Origin of the sequence: Streptomyces sp. NBC_00076 (genome assembly GCF_045041235.1) — a bacterium.
Classification (GTDB): Bacteria; Actinomycetota; Actinomycetes; order Streptomycetales; family Streptomycetaceae; genus Streptomyces.
This window is the reverse complement of the sequence record NZ_CP108242.1, coordinates 6,686,193-6,706,927: the sequence shown is the minus strand read 5'-3', so window position 1 is coordinate 6,706,927 and position 20,735 is coordinate 6,686,193. Positions and strand designations below refer to the sequence as shown.

Annotated in this window: 17 protein-coding genes; 7 read left to right on the top strand and 10 right to left on the bottom strand. The window is 70.1% G+C overall.

Annotated features, from left to right (window positions below; genetic code table 11):
* Positions 1-33: 33 nt before the first annotated feature.
* On the top strand, positions 34-768 hold the full coding sequence (locus OHA64_RS30635) for a Mut7-C RNAse domain-containing protein (RefSeq protein WP_405618498.1): 735 nt from the start codon (positions 34-36) through the stop codon (positions 766-768).
* Here the strand turns inward: OHA64_RS30635 and OHA64_RS30630 are convergent.
* From OHA64_RS30630 to OHA64_RS30610, 5 genes are all read right to left on the bottom strand, one after another.
* Positions 765-3,170 (bottom strand): galactose oxidase-like domain-containing protein, encoded by a 2,406-nt coding sequence (locus OHA64_RS30630; protein WP_405618496.1) that lies wholly within the window; start codon positions 3,168-3,170, stop codon positions 765-767. The genes OHA64_RS30635 and OHA64_RS30630 overlap by 4 nt on opposite strands.
* Positions 3,154-4,368, bottom strand: a complete 1,215-nt coding sequence (locus OHA64_RS30625; protein WP_405618494.1) for a glycosyltransferase — start codon at positions 4,366-4,368, stop codon at positions 3,154-3,156. Before OHA64_RS30625 ends, OHA64_RS30630 begins: the two co-directional genes overlap by 17 nt.
* On the bottom strand, positions 4,365-6,023 hold the full coding sequence (locus tag OHA64_RS30620; protein ID WP_405618491.1) for an ArnT family glycosyltransferase: 1,659 nt from the start codon (positions 6,021-6,023) through the stop codon (positions 4,365-4,367). The genes OHA64_RS30625 and OHA64_RS30620 overlap by 4 nt, the downstream gene beginning before the upstream one ends.
* Entirely contained in the window at positions 6,020-7,288 is a 1,269-nt protein-coding gene (locus OHA64_RS30615) for a glycosyltransferase (protein WP_405618489.1), read from the bottom strand. The genes OHA64_RS30620 and OHA64_RS30615 overlap by 4 nt, the downstream gene beginning before the upstream one ends.
* Positions 7,289-7,535: 247 nt before the next feature.
* The gene (locus tag OHA64_RS30610) at positions 7,536-9,587 is read right to left on the bottom strand and encodes a thioredoxin domain-containing protein (RefSeq protein ID WP_405618487.1); all 2,052 of its coding nucleotides are present in this window, start codon (positions 9,585-9,587) and stop codon (positions 7,536-7,538) included.
* Between the two features lie 269 nt (positions 9,588-9,856).
* Between OHA64_RS30610 and OHA64_RS30605 the strand changes: the two genes are divergently transcribed.
* On the top strand, positions 9,857-13,057 hold the full coding sequence (locus OHA64_RS30605; protein ID WP_405618485.1) for a tetratricopeptide repeat protein: 3,201 nt from the start codon (positions 9,857-9,859) through the stop codon (positions 13,055-13,057).
* Positions 13,058-13,246: 189 nt separating this feature from the next.
* On the opposite strand, the gene OHA64_RS30600 is transcribed toward OHA64_RS30605, so the two are convergent.
* Both OHA64_RS30600 and mca read right to left on the bottom strand, forming a co-directional pair.
* Positions 13,247-13,495 (bottom strand): hypothetical protein, encoded by a 249-nt coding sequence (locus OHA64_RS30600; RefSeq protein WP_405618483.1) that lies wholly within the window; start codon positions 13,493-13,495, stop codon positions 13,247-13,249.
* On the bottom strand, positions 13,488-14,369 hold the full coding sequence (gene mca, locus OHA64_RS30595; RefSeq protein ID WP_405618481.1) for a mycothiol conjugate amidase Mca: 882 nt from the start codon (positions 14,367-14,369) through the stop codon (positions 13,488-13,490). Before mca ends, OHA64_RS30600 begins: the two co-directional genes overlap by 8 nt.
* 171 nt (positions 14,370-14,540) lie before the next feature.
* Between mca and OHA64_RS30590 the strand changes: the two genes are divergently transcribed.
* Entirely contained in the window at positions 14,541-14,939 is a 399-nt protein-coding gene (locus OHA64_RS30590; RefSeq protein WP_405618479.1) for a DUF4307 domain-containing protein, read from the top strand.
* Between the two features lie 167 nt (positions 14,940-15,106).
* Positions 15,107-15,607, top strand: a complete 501-nt coding sequence (gene greA, locus OHA64_RS30585; protein WP_405618477.1) for a transcription elongation factor GreA — start codon at positions 15,107-15,109, stop codon at positions 15,605-15,607.
* Between the two features lie 57 nt (positions 15,608-15,664).
* On the opposite strand, the gene OHA64_RS30580 is transcribed toward greA, so the two are convergent.
* The 3 genes from OHA64_RS30580 to ilvA all read right to left on the bottom strand — a co-directional run bounded on the left by OHA64_RS30580 (position 15,665) and on the right by ilvA (position 18,932).
* Positions 15,665-16,522 (bottom strand): ABC transporter permease, encoded by an 858-nt coding sequence (locus OHA64_RS30580; protein WP_405618475.1) that lies wholly within the window; start codon positions 16,520-16,522, stop codon positions 15,665-15,667.
* Complete coding sequence (locus OHA64_RS30575) at positions 16,519-17,520, bottom strand: ATP-binding cassette domain-containing protein (RefSeq protein ID WP_405618472.1); 1,002 nt, start codon at positions 17,518-17,520, stop codon at positions 16,519-16,521. The genes OHA64_RS30580 and OHA64_RS30575 overlap by 4 nt, the downstream gene beginning before the upstream one ends.
* 182 nt (positions 17,521-17,702) lie before the next feature.
* On the bottom strand, positions 17,703-18,932 hold the full coding sequence (gene ilvA / locus OHA64_RS30570) for a threonine ammonia-lyase (RefSeq protein ID WP_405618470.1): 1,230 nt from the start codon (positions 18,930-18,932) through the stop codon (positions 17,703-17,705).
* A 164-nt stretch (positions 18,933-19,096) separates the two neighbouring features.
* Between ilvA and OHA64_RS30565 the strand changes: the two genes are divergently transcribed.
* From OHA64_RS30565 to OHA64_RS30555, 3 genes are all read left to right on the top strand, one after another.
* Positions 19,097-19,603, top strand: a complete 507-nt coding sequence (locus OHA64_RS30565; RefSeq protein ID WP_405624186.1) for a MarR family winged helix-turn-helix transcriptional regulator — start codon at positions 19,097-19,099, stop codon at positions 19,601-19,603.
* A gap of 253 nt (positions 19,604-19,856) precedes the next feature.
* Positions 19,857-20,360, top strand: a complete 504-nt coding sequence (locus OHA64_RS30560; RefSeq protein ID WP_405618468.1) for a sigma factor-like helix-turn-helix DNA-binding protein — start codon at positions 19,857-19,859, stop codon at positions 20,358-20,360.
* Positions 20,361-20,478: 118 nt separating this feature from the next.
* On the top strand, positions 20,479-20,727 hold the full coding sequence (locus tag OHA64_RS30555; RefSeq protein WP_405618466.1) for a hypothetical protein: 249 nt from the start codon (positions 20,479-20,481) through the stop codon (positions 20,725-20,727).
* Positions 20,728-20,735 lie beyond the last annotated feature (8 nt).

Genomic DNA, 20,735 nt, shown 5'->3' with positions numbered 1-20,735 from the left:
GGCTGGCGCCCGAGGCCGTGACATCCTGACCCGGTGAGCGCAGCACCGGAGATCCACGTCGCCTTCGCCCCCGAACTGACCCTGTTCGTCCCCCAGGGACGACGGTCCGGCGCCACCCCGGTCGCCACCGACGGCGTCTCCACCCTCGGCCATGTCGTGGAGTCCCTCGGCGTGCCGCTGACCGAGGTCGGCTCCCTCCTCGTCGACGGCCGTGAGGCCCCCGTGTCCCACATCCCGGCGGCGGGCGAGTCAGTGCGGGTACGGCCCGTCCAACGCCCTCAGCGGGTCCCCGGCGCTCCCCTGCGCTTCCTCCTCGACGTCCACCTCGGCACCCTCGCCCGCCGCCTGCGCCTGCTCGGCGTGGACACGGCGTACGAGTCGCTGGACATCGGCGACCCGGCCCTCGCCGCCCGCTCGGCGGCCGAGCGCCGGGTCATGCTCAGCCGGGACCGGGGCCTGCTGCGCCGTCGCGAACTGTGGGCGGGCGCGTTCGTCTACAGCACTCGCCCCGAGGACCAACTCCAGGACGTGCTGGACCGCTTCCGCCCCGAGCTGCGGCCGTGGACCAGGTGCATCGCTTGCAACGGTCTCCTGAAGGGGGCCACCAAAGAGGAAGTGGCGGACCAGTTGGAGGGCGGGACGCGGCGGTCGTACGACGTCTTCGCGCAATGCCGGGAGTGCGGGCGGGCGTACTGGAAGGGCGCGCACCACGAACAGCTGGAGGCCATCGTGGAGCGCGCCCTGGAGGAGTTCGCGGGCGACCGCTAACTCTTCTTCCTCACGTCACCTTTCCCGCAGGCGGTCCCGTCCTTGTTCCGGTCGAGCTTGAGCGGGTCGTCCTTGCCGTTGACCTTCAGGCGGCCGTAGTCGTTCGCCTTCAGCCAGGTGCAGCGGGCGGCCGTCGTCTTCTTCACCTCCGCCGGGAACACGGTCGGCACACAGACGTTGATCGAGCCGTAGTGTCGGTCGCAGCCGGAGACGGTGGGGCTGACCTTCTGCGAGGTCTTCTTCTTTCCGGGCTTGGTGACCGTGCCCTCCAGCGAGTCGGCGAAGGAGTGGACGTGCGCCGACGCGTCGGTGGCGCTCAGTGCCGCCGGACCTTGCAGATGAACCCACTTGGCCACCGACGGCACCCCGTTGGCGTCGACCGCGAAGAGCATGTACCAGCCGGGCGGGGCCAGGTTGGGGTTGCTCGTCACGTTCAGGTCGATGTTGTTGCCGTCCACCGACAGCGGCAGGTCCACGAACCGCTGGTTCGGGTCCGAGGAGTGGGTGACGGCGGCCGGGCGGATCAACTCGGCCTTCGCGATGGGCCGGTCGACGGTGATCCGCTGGGTGTCGCCGTAGTTCCACTCGGTGTCGATCACCGAAGTGATCGACGGGCGCGTGCCCTTGAGCAGATAGGGCGGGGTGTAGATCGACACGTTGTGGTTCCAGGTGCCGTTGCCCGGGTTGTCGCCGGTCGACATCACCCGGCCGTCGGGCAGCAGGAACGACGACGAGTGGTAGCCCCGTGCCTGCGGGTCGGCGGCCACCGGGTCGAAGGTGTTCGACGCCGGGTCGTAGATCGACGACTCGAAGACCGGGTCGGCCCGGTTGTGCAGTGCACCGCCGGTCTCCAGCACCTTGCCGTCCGGCAGCAGTACGGCGGAGACGTACATCTTGCCCTGGTTGCCGGTCTCGGGGATCTTGCCGTTGCCGAGGTCGACGGTTCCCTGCGGCAACGGCGGGCCGGCGACATAGCCCGGGTTGGCGGACTTGAGGTCGATGACGTCGGTCAGCCGGTTGGCGTCCGGGTTGGAGTCGATGTTGCCGCCGCCGAGGGTGAGGACCCTCTGGTCCTGCGCCGGGGGCAGCAGCACGCTCGCCGACTGGTCGCGCTCGTCCTTGTTCTGCAGGCCCGGGACCTGCGTGACCGTGTTGGCGCCGTAGTCGTAGATCGCCGATCCCGTGCCGGGGATGTTGTTGCCGAAGACATGGCTGCCCGAGTAGAAGAGGCGGCCGTCCTGCATCAGGATCATCGACGGGTACAGGCCCCAGTACGACCAGGTCTGGTTGACCTTCCACAGCGGCTGCCACTGCTGCTCGGCGTCCGACCAGTACTCGGCGGTCACCGAGCCGGTCGAGTCCTCGCGCAGGCCGCCGAAGGAGATGACGTCACCGTTGCCGAGCTCGGTCGCCGACGGGTACCAGTGGCCGTCGTTCATGTCGTTGGTCTTGCTGTACGTCTCGGTCTTCGGGTCGAAGATGTACGAGTCCTTGTAGCCCTCGTAGCCGTGTCCGCCCGCAACCGGGTACGCCTTGTTGCCGCTCATCACCAGCACCCGGCCGTCCTGGAGCTGGACGTGTCCGGAGCAGAACATGTCCTTCGGCGTGGGGATGACCTTGTACGTGCCCTTCACCGGGTCGTACACCGCGGAGGTGAAGGTGCCGGCGTTGAACTGCTCCTCGCTGTTCCCGGAGCCCGCGATCAGCAGCACCTTGCCGTTGTTGAGGACGACGGAGTGCATGGAACGGACCGGGTTCTGCGTGGGCAGCACGTCCCACTTGCCGTTGGCGCACTGCTCGGCGGTGCCCGTGCACACCGGGTCGGGTACCGGGTCGGCGACCTGGTCCATCGTGTAGTCGTCGGTGGTGGCCGAGCCCGTGCCGTAGACGGAGACACCCCAGGTGATGCGGTCGGTGCCGACGGGCACCGCCGGGGTGCGCACCGCGGCCTGGGCCCACGTGGAGGACATCTCCAGCGTCTTCAGGTCCGTCCAGTACTGCCAGCCCGCGGTGGCGTCGTGCCGGAAGAGCGTGAGCGACGTGTCCGGGGTGGTCGACTTGTACCAGAGTCCGAGGTCGTACTGCTTGCCGGCGGTCACGACCGGCGCGCATGCGGTGGACTCCGTGATCAGCGCCTTCCGGTCGCCGTCGACGCGGCGGGTGAGCGACACCTTCATCGCCTTGGAGCCGCTGTGGGCGTCGCTCACGGTCGAGAAGGTGAAGTCGTTGTCGCCCCAGCCGGACTTCTCCCAGCAGTACGGCATGTCGCCGGTACCGGCCGTCTCGAAGCCGGGGTTCTTGACGAGGTTGGCGGCGGACGCGGGTTGAGGTGAGGCCAGCAGCAGGCCCCCGGTGAGGCCTGCCACAGCCAGGAGCGCGGATCTCCTACGGCGTCTTTTCACGAGCTCTCCTTGCGGTACGGCCGCCATCGAGGCCCCCGCGGCCCCTGCGCGGCAGATACACCAACGCCTCGGTCCCCGCGAAGCGCAGGACGAAGGTCGTCACCAGGGCGAGCGCTGTCGCGGACAGCGCGCCCATCCCGAACCGGTGGACGAACAGCGCGATCAGCGGGATGCGCAGCACCAGGTCGGCGTTGGCGAGCAGCGCGAACCGTCCGGCGCGGTCCCACCAGCGCCGGTGCCGCCGCCGGTCGCGGAACAGCAGATGCTCGATGAGGACGAAGTTCCAGGCCACGCCGAACTGGTTGGCAACGATCTCGGCCGGGACGTAGTGCATGCCGGCCAGGGTCAGCGCCCACAGCCCGAGCAGGTTCGGCACGAAGCCGGTCGCACCGATCAGGCCGAAGCCGACCATGCGGGCCACCGGCGAAGCGGTGCGCAGGCCCGCCAGGTGGCGCAGGAACCGGATCCCCTCCTGGGCGCTGGACTTGGACTCGCCCGCGAACCGGTCCTGGAAGACGAACGGGACCTCGGTGACCTGGCGCGGGCGGCTGCGTACGGCGAGTTCCAGCAGGATCTTGTAGCCGAGGGGCTGGAGCACGTCGGCGGTGACCGCGCTGCGGCGGATCGCGAAGAAGCCGCTCATCGGGTCGCTGATGCCGTGCAGCTTGCGCGGGAAGAGCGACTTGGTCAGCCAAGTCGCGCCGCGCGAGACGGCGACCCGGTAGCTGCCCGCGAGTCCGGCCCGGCTGCCGCCCTTGATGTAGCGGGAGGCCACGACCAGACCGGCGTTGGCCCGCTCGCCGGTGGCCACCAACTCCGGTACCAGGGACGGCGGGTGCTGGCAGTCGCCGTCCATCACGACGATCCAGTCGGAGGAGGCCGCCCGGATGCCCTCGACGACCGCGCCGCCGAGCCCACCGACCGGCTCATCCCGGTGCAGGACGGTCACCGGGAAGGGGCAGTCCTTGGCCGCCTCGTAGATGACCTCGGGGGTGTCGTCGGTGGAGTCGTCCACGAAGACCACCTCGCAGGGCAGCCGGGAGGGCACCGACTCGGTGATCAGGTGCAGCAGTTCGCGGATGTTCGCGGACTCGTTGAAGGTCGGGACGACGATCGTGACGGCACCGGGCTCGGCCACCTCCGCCGCCTGTACGGCCGGATCGTCGAGTTCTCCGGGGACTATGGATTCCTGGCTCATCGGACGCCTCCCACGGCGGTGCCGGTGGTCTGGATCTGCCGGATCTCGATCCGGTCCTCGCCGGTGCCGAAGGTGGCGACCGGCTTCGAGTGCTGGATGGCCGCCTTGACGTTGGGCAGGTCGACCGCGTCCCGCCGGACCGTCGGTGAGGCGACCACGTAGTCGATGTCCTTCCAGCCGCGCGGCATCGTCTTCGTCACCGCGGGGTCGAGGTCGGCCTTGTAGAACCAGATCACGCCGAGTCCGGGCCGGTACCCGGCGTGCACCAGGTCCAGCCAGAGCGCGTCGTCGACGAGCACCCGGGCGTCCTCAGGCTTGTCCACCTCGCTGCTCAGCCACTTCGAGGCGGCCTTGTAGGGGGCGTTGGCGTCGAGGGTGACGGCGGTGCGGTCGCCGTCGTACCAGCGCGGTACGACGTAGGCGCCGGCGGCGACGGCGAGGACGGCCGCGAGGGCGTACCGCCCGCCGGTGAGCAACCGTTTCTCCCCTTCGCTCCGCCATCTGCGCACCACCCCGTGGACCACGGAAGCGGTACCTCCGGCGAGCACCAGGGCGAGGTACGGCAGCGCCTGGATGACGTACATCGCGGGCAGGTAGCCGTTGGGCCGCAGGGCCAGGGCGGCGAGGATCGCCACCGTCAGCGCCGGTCCGGCCAGGGCGCGGGCGGTGACCGACCAGCGCCAGGTGGCCAGCAGCAGGAGGGCGCCCCCGAGACCGCCGAGCGGCAGGACACGGTCGTAGTACAGCCAGGACTCGAGGACGCCGTGGGATCCGGAGCCCTGGTCGAGGATGAATCCCGAACCTGGCCTGGTCATCTGGTACTTGACGCCGTCCCAGAGGGAGACATGCCCGCCGCCGGGCAGCAGTTCGCCCTTCAGGAGGGCGAACAGCGGGTACGACATGCCGATCAACAGGCAGGCCGTGACGGCGCCGGTGACCGCGAACTTACGGGTGTCGCGGTGGCTGTGCCGCCACATCGTCACCAGGAGCGCGGGCAGGACGACGAGCATCGTCTCCTTGGTGAGGACGGCCGTGGCGGCCGCGAGGCCCGCCCCGAAGTGGTGCCAGAGGTGGCGACTCGGGGAGGCCGCGAGGGTGAACGCGAGCAGCGTCCACATCACCGCGAGGTTGTCGAGGAAGATCTCCCGCTGGAGGACGACGGACAGCGGCGAGAGCCCGAACAGGAGCATGCCCAATCCGGCGGCCCAGCGGGGCAGGGAGAGGCGACGACCCAGGACGTAGACCAGGATCGCGCTGATGCCGCTGATGACCAGCATCGTCACCCGCATCGAGCCGACGGTCATGGACTCGGGGCTGATCAGCTTGGGGATCCAGGTCAGCAGGGCGATCTGGATCCAGCCGAGCGGCGGGTGGTCGTACCAGTAGGTGTAGTGGGCCAGGCCCTTGCCCTCCTGGACCGCCCAGGCCTGGGCGAGGTAGGTGCCCTCGTCGTCGCTGAGCGTCGGGTAGTCGGCGATGTTCCAGCCCTGGACGACCAGGATGGCCACGAGGAGCAGGCCGCACAGGAGGAGGTCGGGACGGGACGAGCGCAGTCGGCTCGGCGGGGCCGTTCGGCCGTCCGAACCGGATGTGGGCGCAGGCCGGCGCTGCGCGGGGACCGTGGGAGTGGTCACCGCGGGAAGGGTGGAGGTCACGCGGGGACGTCCTCTCGGGTCACTTCGGACGGTGTGAGGTGCGCGCCTACGTGTGAGGTCAACTCCCAGTCGGTACGGCCGCGTTGCTCACGCCATACGGCGCGGATGGCGGCGCCGGCGAGGAGTACCTGGTAGAAGGGGCCGCCCACGACGAGCTTGAGGTAGTGGACGAGCCGGACGCGAAGGCCGTACTGCTTGCCGAAGTCGTGCAGCCCGACGACCTCGAAGACGAAGGTCACCATTGCGGTGACGAGCGGCAGGAAGGTGATGAAGGCGATGCCCACGGGCACGTCGAGGAAGAGCGCGATCGCCACGTTCAGCGGGATGATCACACCGGTGAAGGCCTGCATGAACGGCGTCATCAGGGTGTAGCGGGCGAGCAACCGCTGCCCGAAGCCCGGCAGTTGCTTCCAGTCCTTCTTCCGGTACACCTGGAGGAAGCCCTGGTTCCAACGGGTGCGCTGCTTCAGCAGCGACATCAGCGAACCGGGCGTCTCCTCCTTGGTCACCATGTCGGAGTCGTAGGCGACGACGACCTTCTTGCCGATGCTGGACAGCCGGACGCCCAGGTCGCAGTCCTCGGCGAGGCATTCGGGGTCCCAGCCGGCGGCTTCCCGCAGGACGTCCGTGCGGACGAAGACGGTGTTGCCGCCCAGCGGGATGAACCCTTTCTGCGCGTGCAGATGCAGTCGGGACCGGAACCAGAAGAAGTACTCCAGGCAGTTGCGCAGGCTGTACCAGCTGGAGTGGAAGTTGATGAGCTGCACCCCGCCCTGGACGACGTCCGCGCCGGTGGAACGGAAGGCGTGGTCGACGTGGGCGAGGAGCTCCGGATGGACCTGGTCCTCCGCGTCGAAGACCCCGACGACATCGCCGCGGCAGTGCGGCAGCGCCGTGTTCATGGCCTTCGGTTTGTTCTTCTTCTCGTGGGTGTCGACGACGACCCGCACGCGCGGGTCGCGCTCCGCGGCGTCACAGGCGACCGCCGTGGTCTCCGGGTCGTCGTGCCCGACGATCACGATGATTTCGAAGTCGGTGTGGCTCGACTCCAGCAGCCGCTGGATGGTGTGGTCCAGCACGGCCTGCTCGTGGCGCGCCGGAAGCAGCAGCGAGAAGGACAGGTGTTCACCCCCGTCGGGTCTGTTGAACCGGGTGGAGGCGAGCACTTCGGGCGTACGCCACGCGTGCATCTGCCACCACAGAGTGAAGGCCGCCATCCAGAACAAGGCAAGCGAAACGGCAGCGATAAGGACAGACGTGAGCAAAAGATCCCCCCAGATCCCAAAAACCCCCTGCCGCGACGGCGTGTCACATCGATGTGTCACGACCGCGCGTCACTGTGCAGAGATTAGGGGGGAACTGTGAAGTACGGGAGGTGTTCAGATAAAGAGTGTGTTTCCGAACGGGGTGGCGACTACTGGGAGGTATCTGCATACCTGGCCCATTTGGGCAGCCTGAATGAACCCCTCCGTTCCGGATGTTCTCCGCTCAACGCACTGCCATTGACGGCTGTCAGCCATTCAGTTGCGTGCTCAGCCGGTCCGGATCGGTGGTCGGGGCGTCACAGGTGAAATTTCGGCAGACGTACGCAGTCGGTTCGCCGTCGCGCAGCGGCCGGTCGGCGAGCAACGGGAACTCGCCACTGCCTTCGCTACCGAGGGCGACGACCGCACCCGGCGCGGTACCGAGAAGAGCCGTGCGGTGCAGGGCCCGTGTGCCGTCGTCGTCCAGATCCGGTCCCACGACCGCGACCTCGCGCGGCCCGTCCAGCAGGGCCTCGGCGACGGCGAGCCCCCAGCCCACGAAACGGGGGACGCGCGGGCCGAGGGCCTTGACGACGCCGAGTGCCTTCTCGGCTGCGGTGCGGTGCGGCTCCGACCCGGTGTGGGCGGCATAGCTCAGCAGGGCGCCCGCGGCGGCGGTCCAGCCGGACGGGGTGGCGTTGTCGGTGGGGTCCTGCGGCCGGCGGATCAGCTTCTCGGCGTCGGCGGCGGTGTCGTAGAGGCTGCCGGAGTCGTCGGCGAACCGGGCCAGGACGTGGTCCAGGAGGAAGCCGGCGAACTCCAGCCAGACCCCCTCGCCGGTCACGGACGCGAGCGCGAGGAAGCCCTCGGCCACGTCCGCGTAGTCCTCCAGCACTCCCACGTTGGCCCCGACCTGGCCGTCCTTGCTGGTGCGGGCGAGGCGGGCGTGGTCGTCCAGGTGCAGTCGGACCAGGAGGTCGGCGGCGCCGAGCGCGGCCTCGATGAGGTCGGGTCGGTCGAAGTAGGCGCCCGTCTCGGCGAGCGCGGCGATCGCGAGGCCGTTCCAGGCGGCGACGATCTTGTCGTCACGGCCTGGAGCGGGCCTCTGGGACCGGGACTCCAACATCCTGCGCTTCACGGAGTCGATGCGCTCGGCGTCGAACACGACGTCCTGCTGCGGGAGTTGGAGGACGGAGGCACCCTCCTCGAAGGTGCCCTCCGAGGTGACGCCGAAGTAGTGCGCGGCGAGCTCGGCATCCGCCCCGAGCACCTCGTCGAGCTGCTCGGGCGTCCACACGTAGTAGGCGCCCTCGACGTGCTTGCCGGTCCCGTCGTCGCTGTCGGCGTCGAGCGCGGACGCGAACCCGCCCTCGGCGGTGCGCAGTTCCCGCACCATGAAGTCGGCGGTCTCCAGGGCGACCCGGCGGGCGAGCTCGCTGTGTTCATCAGCGACTCCGTCGCGGGGGGTCGACCGCCACAGGTGGGCGTAGGCCCGGCAGAGCAGGGCGTTGTCGTACAGCATCTTCTCGAAGTGCGGCACGGTCCAGTCGCGGTCGACGGAGTAGCGGGCGAAGCCGCCGCCGAGTTGGTCGTAGATCCCGCCGCGGGCCATCCGCTCACAGGTGTCGCGGGCCATCTGGAGCGCGCCCTCGGCCCCGGTCCGCGCATGGTGGCGCAGCAGGAACTCGACCACCATGGACGGCGGGAACTTGGGCGCCCCGCCGAATCCGCCGCGCTGCGGGTCGTACTCCCGGGTCAGTCCGAGCAGTGCCTGCGCGAGCTCCTCCTCGCCGGGTGCCTGGCTGTCGCCGTAGGAGATCTCCCGTCCGGCCAGATCCCGCACGATCTTCCCGGCCACCTCGGCGACCTCGTCCCGCCGTTCGGCCCAGGCCTGCTGGACTCCCTGGAGGACCTGCCGGAAGCCGGGCATGCCCTGGCGCGGGGCGGGCGGGAAGTAGGTGCCGAAGTAGAAGGGCTCGGCGTCCGGGGTGAGGAACACGGTCATGGGCCAGCCGCCCTGGCCGGTGGCCGCCTGCACGGCCTCCATGTAGACGGCGTCGACGTCGGGACGCTCCTCGCGGTCGACCTTGACGCTGACGAAGTGCGCGTTGAGGTAGTCGGCGGTCTCCTGGTCCTCGAAGGACTCGTGCGCCATGACGTGACACCAGTGGCAGCTGCTGTAGCCGACGCTCAGCAGGACGGGCACGTTCCGTTTCCGGGCCTCCTCGAAGGCACCGTCCGACCAGGGCCACCAGTCGACGGGGTTGTCGGCGTGCTGGAGGAGGTAGGGGGACGTCTCATGGGCCAGTCGGTTCGGCATGGGGTCCATCCTGCCGCAGTACCCCGCTCCTCAGGCGGCAGGCATGTCCCGGACGGGGGCATGGCGTCTTCGCGCGGCGTGCGTCGGCGGGCGCCCTCGTCCTCCTCCGTTTCCGTGATCACGACAATGGGCAGGAGACCCCCTTGCACCAATCCCCGTGTGCCGCAAGGCGGTCGGAGATCGACCGCCCCCTCGCACCAATGCGCCGTCCGCAGCACACTTGACCAAGGAACGACCGGAAAGCCGTTGACGCCGGAGGGGGACGTGACATGCGGGACAGTCATCGCGCTGAGGCCGAACGGCTGTTGGCGCGGGCCGTGGAGGAGGAGGTGCGACGCTCCGGCGGACGTACCGAGGGCGGCGTCCTGCTGTCACGAGCGCGCGGCTCGCTGGACGCCATGGCACAGACGGCCGCCGAGGAGTACGAGGCCTACACCCGCGCCCTGGAGGAGTCGGAGGCCGGGCAGCTCACGTTCGGGCAGCGCTACGCACGCGAGGGCGGCACAACTCCGTTGCTGGTCGCGGGCGTCGCGGCGGTCTCGGCCACCGTCGCCGACCTGGCTGTCGGGACCGGCACGGGCACGGCGCTGGGCGTCGGGGTCGCGGTGGGCGTGGTGGGCGCGGCGACGAGCGTGGTGAAGGTGGCCGGCTCCCATCTGCCCGCGGCGCATCACCGCGCGGGCGCGATGGGCCAGCCCGGCGGCCCCGAGCAGCTGCGGTTGCAGTGGCTGACGGCGTTGGAGGTACGCGGCATCCGCCCGTTCCTGGACCAGCAGCGGGTGTTGAGCGCGTCCACCGGGCCGAAGAAGGCGGGCCCGCGGCTGAAGGGCACGGACAAGAGTGCGGCGGCCCGCGGGCGCAGCGTGTTGCAGCAGTCGTTCGGTCAGCTCCCGGAGCCGGCCGGCGCGTTCGCGGGCCGGCGCCAGGAGATGGGGCGGATCCGGCAGTGGGTGCAGGCGTCCCGGGCGAGCACCGAGACACTGCCGACGGTGGTGGTGCTGCACGGGACGCCCGGCAGTGGCCGTACGACTCTCGCGGTGCGCGCCGCCCACGACCTGAAGGACTACTTCCGCGGCGCCTGCGTGGTGGACCTGCGCGGCGGCAGCGCGGAGGAGCCGCCGCTGTCCACCCGGGACGCGCTGCTGCACCTGCTGAACCGGCTCGGCGCACCTCGTGAGCAGCTGCTGTTCCGGGAGCGTTCCTCCGCCGACCAGCAGGTCAGGCGGCTGAGCGAGCTGTACCACCAGCATCTGAGCGGTCTGCCGGTCACCATCGTCCTGGACGACGCCCGTGATCCGGAGCAGGTCCGCACGCTCGTGCCCGAGCGCTCCGACAGCCTGGTCCTGGTCACCGCCCGCGAGCCCCTCGACCTGCCCGCCGACCTCGCCGCCCGGGTGCACCGGCTGCCCGTGGAGACCCTGGACGCGCCCGGCGCGGAGGAGCTGCTGAGCGCCACCGCGGAGGACAACAGCGCACCCTACGACGCAGAGTCCACCGACCGGATCAGAGAACTGTGCGGCGGTCTGCCGCTGGCGCTGCGCGTCGCGGGCTCGTCCCTGGGCCCGCGCTCACCCCGCCAACTCGCCGCCGACCTGGGCGCGTACGGCCCGGTCGAACCCGCCGAGCGGGTCCTGTGGCTGCGCTACACCGACCAGTCCGACACGGCGCGCCGGCTGCTGCGCCGGCTCGCCCTGGCCGGCCGCGCCTCGCTCGGCGCCGCCGCGGCCGCCGCGCTGCTGGCCACCGACGAGACGGAGGCGACCAAACATCTGGAGGCCCTGGCCCGGGCGGGCCTGATCGACCACGTGCGCGGCAACCGCTACCGCCTGCACGACGTCGTACGGACCTTCGCTCAGGCCCGCCTCCTCGACGAGGAGGAACCCGCCGAACGTACGGCGGCGCAGGAACGGCTGATCGTGAACTACGCCGACCTCGCGGACTCCGTGCTGCGCCTGGTCGACGGCAACATGTCGACCCGCTCGGACCGGTTCAGCCCGCACGGCTTCCACTCCCTGGACGACGCGCTGCGCTGGCTGGACGACGAGTCGAGCTTCATCACGGCGGCGCTGCGGCACGCGGAGGGCGTGAACCAGGCGGCCGTGCTCAATCTCCTGGGCGCCCTGTGCGACTACTGCCTGCTGCGCGGCGACCTCTACCGACTGGGTGAGATCAGCGAGCTGGCGCAGGCGGTGGACCAGGGGCTGCTGGTTCGCTCGGTGCAGTGGCGCACGGGTATCGCGGCGCGGCAGCTCGGTGAGCTGGACAAGGCGCGCACGACCCTGGCGTCGGTGGTGGACCTGTACATGGAGGCCAACCACGACGCGGGCGCCGCCCGTGCCCTGTGCTCGCTCGGCATCACGCTCCACCACCAGGGCAATCTGACGGAGGCGGCGGCGCGTCTGCGTGAGGCCATGGACCTCCAGGCCGCCCCCGAACTGGCCACCGACCGCGCCTGGACGATGCACGCGCTGGCGGCGGTGGAACGGGACCGGGCGCGACTGGCGGAGGCCCTGGACCTGCTCACCGAGTCCCTTGTTCTGCACCGGGCCGGCGAGTCGGTGCACGGCGAGGCCTGGGCCCACTTCCAGCTCGGCCAGCTGGGCCTGCGGATGGGCGACGTCCCGCGCGCGGAACGGGAACTGCGCACCGCCCTCGATCTGTACGGCCGCACCCGCGACGCCCGTGGCGAGGCCTGGGCCCTGACCCAGCTGGCACGGGCTCGGCTGGTCGACGGCGACTCCTCGACCGCGCTGGACGCCCTGCGCCAGGCCGCCTCCCGGCACCGCGACAACGAGGACGCGCGCGGCGAGGCCTGGACGGTCTACTACCTGGGCCAGGCCCTGGAGGAGACGGGCGACCTCGACCAGGCGGTCCGCGAACTGGAACGCTCCCGCACGATGTTCTCCCGTATGCGCGACGTCTACGGTCTGGCCTGCGCCCGCCACCACTCGGCCCGGGCGACCCGCGACCAGCGCGCCGCGCAGACGGGTTCGCTGCGCAACTCGGGGTTCGCCCGCCAGCTGCTGGTGGACGCCCGCGCCGACTTCCAGCGGATCGGCGTCGCGCACGGCGAGGCGTGGACGTGTCTGGAGCTGGTGGTCGTGGACGCGGGCAACGCACGCACCCAGCAGGCACTGGCCCTGTGTGACGAGGCCCTGAGCCTGTTCACCTCGTACGGCGACCGCCGCGGCGAGGACTGGGCCCGCTTCCTGCGCTGCACCCTGCTCCCGTACGCCGCCCCGGGCGGCGTGGAGATCGGCACGGCGGTCGCCCAGGAGGAACTGATCCAGCTGTCCCGGGCCGGACACCCGGCCCGCGACGAGAAACTCGACGACTACGTCCAGGCGTACCAGCTGCTCCTGGAGCGCGGCATCAACCTGGAGGCGGGCTGGCAGGCCTGGCAGCTCGGAATGGTGCCGGGAAGGCATGCGCGGGAGGTCATGGGGGTGGCGGTGGCCGCAGCACGGTAGCGGCCGCGGGGGGCCTTGAGGCGTGCCCGGAAGTGCGTGGCCGACAGTGCCTGCCCCGGGGTTTGCACCCGGGAGCACCCGCCGGCCCCTGCATCCGCCCCCACCTCCGCGTCCGCACCGCCCCCCGCTGCGTCCCCTCGCCGACCACAGCGACGACGGAAGCCGGCGGCGGGCGGTTCGCGGAGCGGGTCAGCCCTGCTTGGCCCCCGGTTCGGCCGGGGTGCCCTCGGGCTGTGTCTTCGCGTCCGAGGACTCCTTGAAGTCGACCTTGTTCATGTGGCGGCTCATCGACCTCATCAGGGCCCACACCGCCAGGGCCATCGCCGCGAAGACGATGAAGCCGAGGACGCCGGGGGTCACCTTGTCCTCGTCCACCTCCTTGGCGAGGGTGGCGAGATGCGTCATTGCCAGGCTTGCGCTTGCGCTCATGTCAAGCATTGTCGCGGATGCCCGCAAAGAGGTCGTCCTCGGGGAGGGAACTGTCGACGAGGGACTTCGCCAGCTCGTACTCCTCGGTCGGCCAGACCTCCTTCTGGATCTCCATCGGGACGCGGAACCAACCGCCGTCGGGATCGATCTGCGTGGCGTGCGCGATGAGGGCCTTGTCGCGGATCTCGAAGAACTCGGCGCACGGGACATGCGTGGTGAGCGTGCGATCGGAGCGCTGGATCTCCTTCCAGCGCTCCAGCCATTCCCCGTACGGCGACTCCATGCCGCGGTCGAGCAGCGCCTGGTGCAGCGCCTCCGTGCGGGGGCGGTTGAAGCCCTGGTTGTAGTAGAGCTTCTGCGACTGGTACGCCGGTCCGAACTCCGCCTCCGGGTACTTCTCGGTGTCCGCCGCGCCCTCGAACGCCACCATCGAGATCTTGTGGGTCATGATGTGGTCGGGGTGCGGGTAGCCGCCGTTCTCGTCGTAGGTGGTGATCACCTGCGGGCGGAACGAGCGGATCTTCCGCACCAGCTCCCCGGCCGCCACATCGACGTCCTCCAGGGCGAAACAGCCCTCCGGCAGGGGCGGCAGCGGGTCGCCCTCGGGCAGGCCGGAGTCGACGAAGCCGAGCCACTCCTGCTTGACGCCCAGGATCTCGCGCGCCTCGTCCATCTCCTTCTTGCGCACCTCGTGGATGTGCTCCTCGACGTAGGAGTCACCCTGCAGCTTCGGGTTGAGGATGGACCCGCGCTCCCCGCCCGTGCAGGTCACGACCAGCACGTCCACCCCCTCGGACACGTACTTCGCCATGGTGGCCGCGCCCTTGCTCGACTCGTCGTCGGGGTGGGCGTGCACGGCCATCAGTCGCAACTGGTCAGTCAAGACTCAATCCTCGTAAGTCGGCGCCCGGTGTGATCGGGTGCAGTTCGGTAGGTGCCGTCCCGCAGGAACGTCGTTCAGGGGTGGCAGTCGGGCGGCGGGCGGGAGGCTTCTATAGTGACCGAATCCGGGGGCCAATAATTCCGGGGGCCCGGCCTTGCCGAGAGGACGATCATGAGTACGGCGAGCACGCGACTGCCCGAGGGCCGTTACGGCCACTCCTCGGACGAGCGCGCCGACCACAAACTCAAGATCGCCGGAGCGGTTCTCGCGGCCCTGCTGCTCGCCCTCGTCGGCTACTTCGCGTACCACTATGTCGCCCAGAACAAGATCAGCGGCGAGGTGATCACCTTCGAGCCCGGCAAGGACTCGGTCCAGGTGCATCTGGAGGTCCGCAAGGACGCCGACGCGAGCGGCTACTGCACCGTGCGCTCCCAGGCGGAGGACGGCGCCGTGGTGGGCCGGGCCGACTTCCGCTTCGACGGGGACGCCACCCGCATCGACAAGGTGGTCACCCTGCGCACGACGTCTCCCGGCACCACCGCCGAGCTCCTGGGCTGTTACGCCGACTGACGTCCCGGCAATACACGCGCGATGACCTGCCCCGACGTGATTCTGATGGCTTATGTCCTCCCCCTCGCGCCCTTGAATTGTTAGGCTCGTGGTTTCGCCCTTCCATGAAGGAACATTCTTCTGGGTAGGGCGATGCTTTGTATTCCCAGTACCTACGAGGAGCACCTGTGACCCAGACCAGCGAGAACGTCACCTGGCTGACCCAGGAGGCGTACAACCAGCTCAGGGCCGAGCTGGAGCACCTGTCTGGTCCTGCGCGCACGGAGATCGCCGCCAAGATCGCGGCCGCGCGCGAGGAGGGCGACCTGCGCGAGAACGGCGGGTACCACGCGGCCAAGGAGGAGCAGGGCAAGCAGGAGCTCCGTGTGCGCCAGCTGACCCAGCTCCTGGAGAACGCCAAGGTCGGCGAGGCGCCGGCCTCAGCGGACGGTGCGGTGGCGCCCGGCATGGTCGTGACGATCGCGTTCGACGGCGACGAGGACGACACACTCACCTTCCTGCTCGCCTCGCGTGAGTACGCCAGCTCCGACATCGAGACCTACTCGCCGCAGTCCCCGCTGGGCTCCGGCGTGATCGGCCACAAGGTCGGCGAGGACGCGGACTACGAACTGCCGAACGGCAAGAAGTCCTCGGTGAAGATCCTCAAGGCCGAGCCGTACAGCGGCTGATCACGACCGCTTTGGCTGCGACCCACCCCCGGCGTCTCGCCGACGCCGGGGGCATCGTCATGCGGTCGCGGACCGGTACTTGCGGACGGCCAGGGTCCTGAACACGAGAATGATCAGGACCGAGTAGATCAGCGAGGCCCAGACCGGGTGCTGCATGGGCCAGGCGTCGGACTGCGACTGCCCCGGGTTGGCGAACAGGACACGGCAGGCCTGGACCGTGGCGCTGAAGGGGTTCCACTCGGCGATGTGGCGCAGCCAGGGCGTCATGTTGCCCGTGTCGACGAACGCGCTCGAGATGAACGTCACCGGGAAGAGCCAGATCAGTCCGCCGGACGTGGCCGCCTCGGGCGTCCGGACGGACAGGCCGATCAGGGCCCCGATCCAGGTGAAGGCATAGCCGAGCAGGAGCAGCAGACCGAAGGCGCCGAGCACCTTGCCGGCGTTGGTGTCGCCGAACGACCCCACCCGCCAGCCGACCAGGAGGGCGACCACGGCGAGGACCAGGAGCGTCAGCGCCGTCTGCACCAGGTCCGCGAGGGTACGCCCCGTCAGCACCGCACCACGCGCCATGGGCAGCGAGCGGAAGCGGTCGATGAGGCCCTTGTGCATGTCGTCGGCGATTCCGGCGCCCGCGCCCGCGGTGGCGAAGGTGACGGTCTGCGCGAAGATGCCCGCCATCAGGAAGTTCTTGTAGTCGTCGGGACTGGTGCTGCCGCCGACCTGCATGGAGCCGCCGAACACGTAGCTGAACAGCACGACGAACATGATCGGCTGGATGAGTCCGAAGATCACCATCTCCGGGATCCGGGACATCCGGATCAGGTTGCGCTTGGCCACGACCAGGGAGTCGCGCACCGACTGGCCGAGGGGGTTCGAGGGTGCCGCGACCCGCGCGGCATCGGTCACGGCGCTCACTCGGAGGCCTCCTTCTGCTGCTTGGTGTCCGCCGCCGCGCCGTTCTCCTGGGGCCTGGCCTCGGCCACATGGCCGGTCAGGGACAGGAAGACGTCGTCCAGGGTGGGGCGGCGCAGGCCGATGTCGTCTATCTCGATGCCGCGGACGTCGAGTTCCCGGATGACCTCGGCGAGGAGCTTCGCACCGCCGGAGACCGGCACGGTGATCCTGCGGATGTGGTCCTCGACGGTGGTGTCGCCCTTGCCGAAGCCGGCCAGCACCTCCCGGGCGGTCGCGATGTGTTCGCGCTCGTGCACCACGACCTCGACGCGCTCGCCCCCGGTGCGGGCCTTGAGCTGGTCCGAGGTGCCGCGCGCGATGACATGGCCGTGGTCGACCACGGCGATGTCGTGCGCGAGGTGGTCGGCCTCTTCGAGGTACTGGGTGGTCAGCAGCAGCGTCGTACCGCCGGAGACCAGCTGTTTGATGACCTCCCACAGCTGCTGGCGGTTGCGCGGGTCGAGACCGGTCGTCGGTTCGTCCATGAACATCACGGGCGGCGAGACGACGAGGGCGGCGGCCAGGTCGAGCCGGCGGCGCATACCGCCGGAGTAGGTCTTCGCCGGCCGGTCGGCGGCGTCCGCGAGGTGGAACTGGTCGAGCAGCTCACCGGCCCGGACCTTCGCGGCCTTGGCCTTCATCTGGTAGAGCTGGCCGACCATCTGCAGGTTCTCGCGGCCGGTCAGGTATTCGTCGACCGCGGCGAACTGGCCGGACAGGCCGATCGAGCGCCGTACCTCGTTGGGCTGCTTGAGCACGTCGAGGCCGGCGACGACGGCCTTTCCGCTGTCGGGGCGCAGCAGGGTCGTCAGGCAGCGGACCGCGGTCGTCTTGCCCGCGCCGTTCGGTCCGAGCAGGCCGAGGACCGTGCCCTCGGGGACATCGAGGTCGACGCCGTCCAGAGCCTTTACGTCACCGAAGGTCTTGACCAGACCCTCGGCATAGATGGCGCCTGGCATATGAGTCTCCACGTCTTCGGGAATTCTTGGGAAAGCCTGAATTCATGCCTTTTGTTCCGCCCAACGGGCGAGTCAGCGGTACCACGACACACACCATAACGCGATGTATCGCGTCTCTCAATAAGATTGCCCGATCGAGTGACAAAGGAGCCCTGAGCTGGGCGTTCTTCCGCGCGGAGCCCTCAGCCGATGACCGTGTAGCCCGCGTCGCGGAGGGCCCGGCCGACTTCCACGCAGTGCGCCGGCCCCTTCGTCTCCAGGTGCAGCTCGACCTCCGCCTCCGTGAGCCCGAGCCGTGGGTCGGTCCGTACGTGGCTCACATCGAGGACATTAGCGTCCACCACTGACAACACACCCAGAAGTGTCGCGAGGGCGCCCGGCCGGTCCGTCAGCCTGAGGCGTACGGCCAGGTAGCGGCCCTGCGCGGACATGCCGTGCCGCAGGATGCGCTGCAGCAGCAGCGGGTCGACGTTGCCGCCGGACAGCAGCGCCACCACCGGTCCCTCGAAGGAACCGGGGTCGCTCAGCAGGGCCGCGACCGGGCTCGCGCCAGCCGGCTCGACCACCACCTTGGCCCGTTCCAGGCACAGCAGCAGCGCGGCGGACAGCTCGTCCTCCGTCACTGTGCGGACCTCGTCGACCAGCTCGCCGATGATGCCGAACGGCACGTCGCCCGGCCGTCCGACCTTCATTCCGTCGGCCATCGTCGCGGGGTTCTCGATCGAGACCGGACGCCCGGCCGCCAGCGAGGGCGGGTACGCGGCGGCGCCCGCCGCCTGCACGCCCACGATCCGCACGTCCGGCCTGAGTGCCTTCACCGCGATCGCGACACCGGCCGCGAGACCACCGCCGCCGATGCCGAGGACGATCGTGCGCACGTCCGGGCACTGCTCCAGGATCTCCAGGCCGACCGTGCCCTGACCGGCGATGATGTCGGGATGGTCGAAGGGGTGGATGAACACCGCGCCCGTCTCGTGCGCGTACTCCTGCGCGGCGGCCAGCGTCTCGTCGACCACCTGGCCGTGCAGGCGCACCTCCGCGCCGTACTCCTTCGTGGCACTGATCTTCGGCAGCGGGGCACCCTTCGGCATGAACACCGTGGAATGCACCCCGAGCAGCGACGACGCGAGGGCCACGCCCTGGGCGTGGTTGCCCGCGCTGGCGGCGACCACACCGGCCGCCCGCTCCTCCGGCAGCAGCCCGGCGATACGGACGTAGGCGCCGCGCAGCTTGAAGGAGCCGGTCCGCTGGAGGTTCTCGCACTTGAAGTGGACCGGCGCCCCCACCAGCTGGGTCAGGTGCCGGCTGCCCTCCATGGCGGTCACCCGCGACACGCCCGAGAGCATCTTCTGGGCTCCGCGCACGTCATCGAGCGTGACCGGCGACACGGACTGGGCCTCGCGGTAGTTCATGACTCAAGTCTCGCAGTTCACACACGCGGGGAGCCGCTGTGACCAACCTCCGAGATCGGATTCCTCAGCGTCGGTACGGCCCGCCTCCGGGCCGCGTACCCTGTCCCCCAACCCAGCACCCCTTTTCATGAAGTGAGCCTCCGGCCATGCCCACAACACCTGAAATGTCGATGGACATGACGACCCTCGGTGACACCGGTCTCCTCGACACGTTGCAGCACGAGGTGGCGGTGTTCGCCCGCCGTGCCGAACAGACCCGGCTCGGTGGGGTGGGGCAGGTGCGCAACTCCATGGACCGTGCCGCGTACCTGCTGCTCAACCGGCTCGACAAGGAAGGCCCGATGGGCGTCAAGGCGCTCGCCGCCAGCATGGGGATCGACTCGTCGACGGTCACCCGGCAGGTGGCACCGCTCGTCGACACCGGGCTCGTCAAGCGGACCTCGCACCCCGAGGACGGGCGGGCGGTGGTGCTCCAGTTGTCGCCCCGAGGACAGTCGCGTCTTGAGGAAGTGCGCTCGTCGAGGCGTCAGTTGATGGCCGAGCTGACACACGACTGGGCGCCGGAGGAGCGCGAGGCGTTCTGCACGCTCCTGACGCGCTTCAACAGCGCGCTGTCGTCCCGGATGTCGGCCCAGGGCCTGCCGGGGGCGGAGCCGCCGTCGGCCTCCTGAACGGCCCTCACGCGCGCGTGAGGCGCGTCCCGGGCTCGAGTCCCGGCTCCTGCGTCGACTCCGTTCACCGATTCGTTCCCGTGCTTCGGTCGTGCTCGGCACTGCGCGGCTCTTGACCGACGGGCCGCGCCTGGCCTCAGATGAGAACGGGACCCCAGTCGTACGCGGTCGCATGGTCCGCACGCGGCCCACGGATGTCCGTACGCGACCGAGGCCCGGTCTTTTTCAGGAGCTCCCTCAGGCGGGAGGCACGGTGCGAGAACGGCATGCGGCGCAGGACACCCGCCGGGCCCGGGAGTTCGAGGCGTTCGTCGCGGGCGCGGCCGGGCGGCTGCTGCACGCCGCCACCCTCCTCACGGCAGAGGATCCGCGCGACAACCCACACGCGCGGCGCCTGTTGACGTCGGCCCTCGCCCACACGTACGCGTGCTGGGACCAGTCGCGCGGCGACGATCCCTACGACCGCGCGCGCCAGTACCTGGCCACCCGGTTCGCCCGCGGGGCCTGGCACCAGTACGGCGCCCTGGGCCGACCCCGCCCGCCCCGTCCCGGCCCACTGGCCCGGCTCAGCCCGCAGGAACGTCTGATCCTGGTCCTGCGTCTGTACGAGGGGGTCGCCGAGGAACAGGCGGCGGCGCTGCTCGGGCTCTCCCAGGAGCGCGTCCGCGCGATCTGCGACCGCGCGAGCACGACCCTCCTGCATCCGCCCCGGGGCCCGGCCGCCGCGGTGATCGGCGCGAAGGTGGTCTCGTCGTGACCCCGGGCCCTCGGAGCGAAGCCGGCGCCCTCCCGAAGAGGGTGTGTCTCCAGGTCCCCCAGGCTCCGAAGCGGTCACACCTGCCCGGCACGGCGCGACACGGCGGCTGGAGGCCGACATGAACCAGACGATGCGGGAGACCGCCGTACGGCAGATCCTGGAGGGTCCGGCGGCACCGGTGCCACCGGAGCTGTACGCGGACGTAATGCGGCGCGGTGGCCGGATGCTGCGCCGAAGGAGGACCGCCCGCCATCTGCTGTGGCTGATCCTGCTCGCCGTGACCGTGGCCTTCGTCGTGTGGGCGCTCACGGTCCAGCCCTGGGTGGAGCCGCCCTCCGAGACGACCCCACCGCTCACGGACTGGTGAGCACCGCG

Excerpts from the sequence above, each read along its gene's own strand:
- OHA64_RS30625 (WP_405618494.1), bottom strand. The coding sequence starts at position 4,368 with ATGAGCCAGGAATCCATAGTCCCCGGAGAACTCGACGATCCGGCCGTA.
- OHA64_RS30610 (WP_405618487.1), bottom strand. The coding sequence starts at position 9,587 with ATGCCGAACCGACTGGCCCATGAGACGTCCCCCTACCTCCTCCAGCAC.
- OHA64_RS30605 (WP_405618485.1), top strand. The coding sequence starts at position 9,857 with ATGCGGGACAGTCATCGCGCTGAGGCCGAACGGCTGTTGGCGCGGGCC.
- OHA64_RS30600 (WP_405618483.1), bottom strand. The coding sequence starts at position 13,495 with ATGCTTGACATGAGCGCAAGCGCAAGCCTGGCAATGACGCATCTCGCC.
- OHA64_RS30590 (WP_405618479.1), top strand. The coding sequence starts at position 14,541 with ATGAGTACGGCGAGCACGCGACTGCCCGAGGGCCGTTACGGCCACTCC.
- OHA64_RS30575 (WP_405618472.1), bottom strand. The coding sequence starts at position 17,520 with ATGCCAGGCGCCATCTATGCCGAGGGTCTGGTCAAGACCTTCGGTGAC.
- ilvA (WP_405618470.1), bottom strand. The coding sequence starts at position 18,932 with ATGAACTACCGCGAGGCCCAGTCCGTGTCGCCGGTCACGCTCGATGAC.
- OHA64_RS30565 (WP_405624186.1), top strand. The coding sequence starts at position 19,097 with ATGTCGATGGACATGACGACCCTCGGTGACACCGGTCTCCTCGACACG.
- OHA64_RS30555 (WP_405618466.1), top strand. The coding sequence starts at position 20,479 with ATGAACCAGACGATGCGGGAGACCGCCGTACGGCAGATCCTGGAGGGT.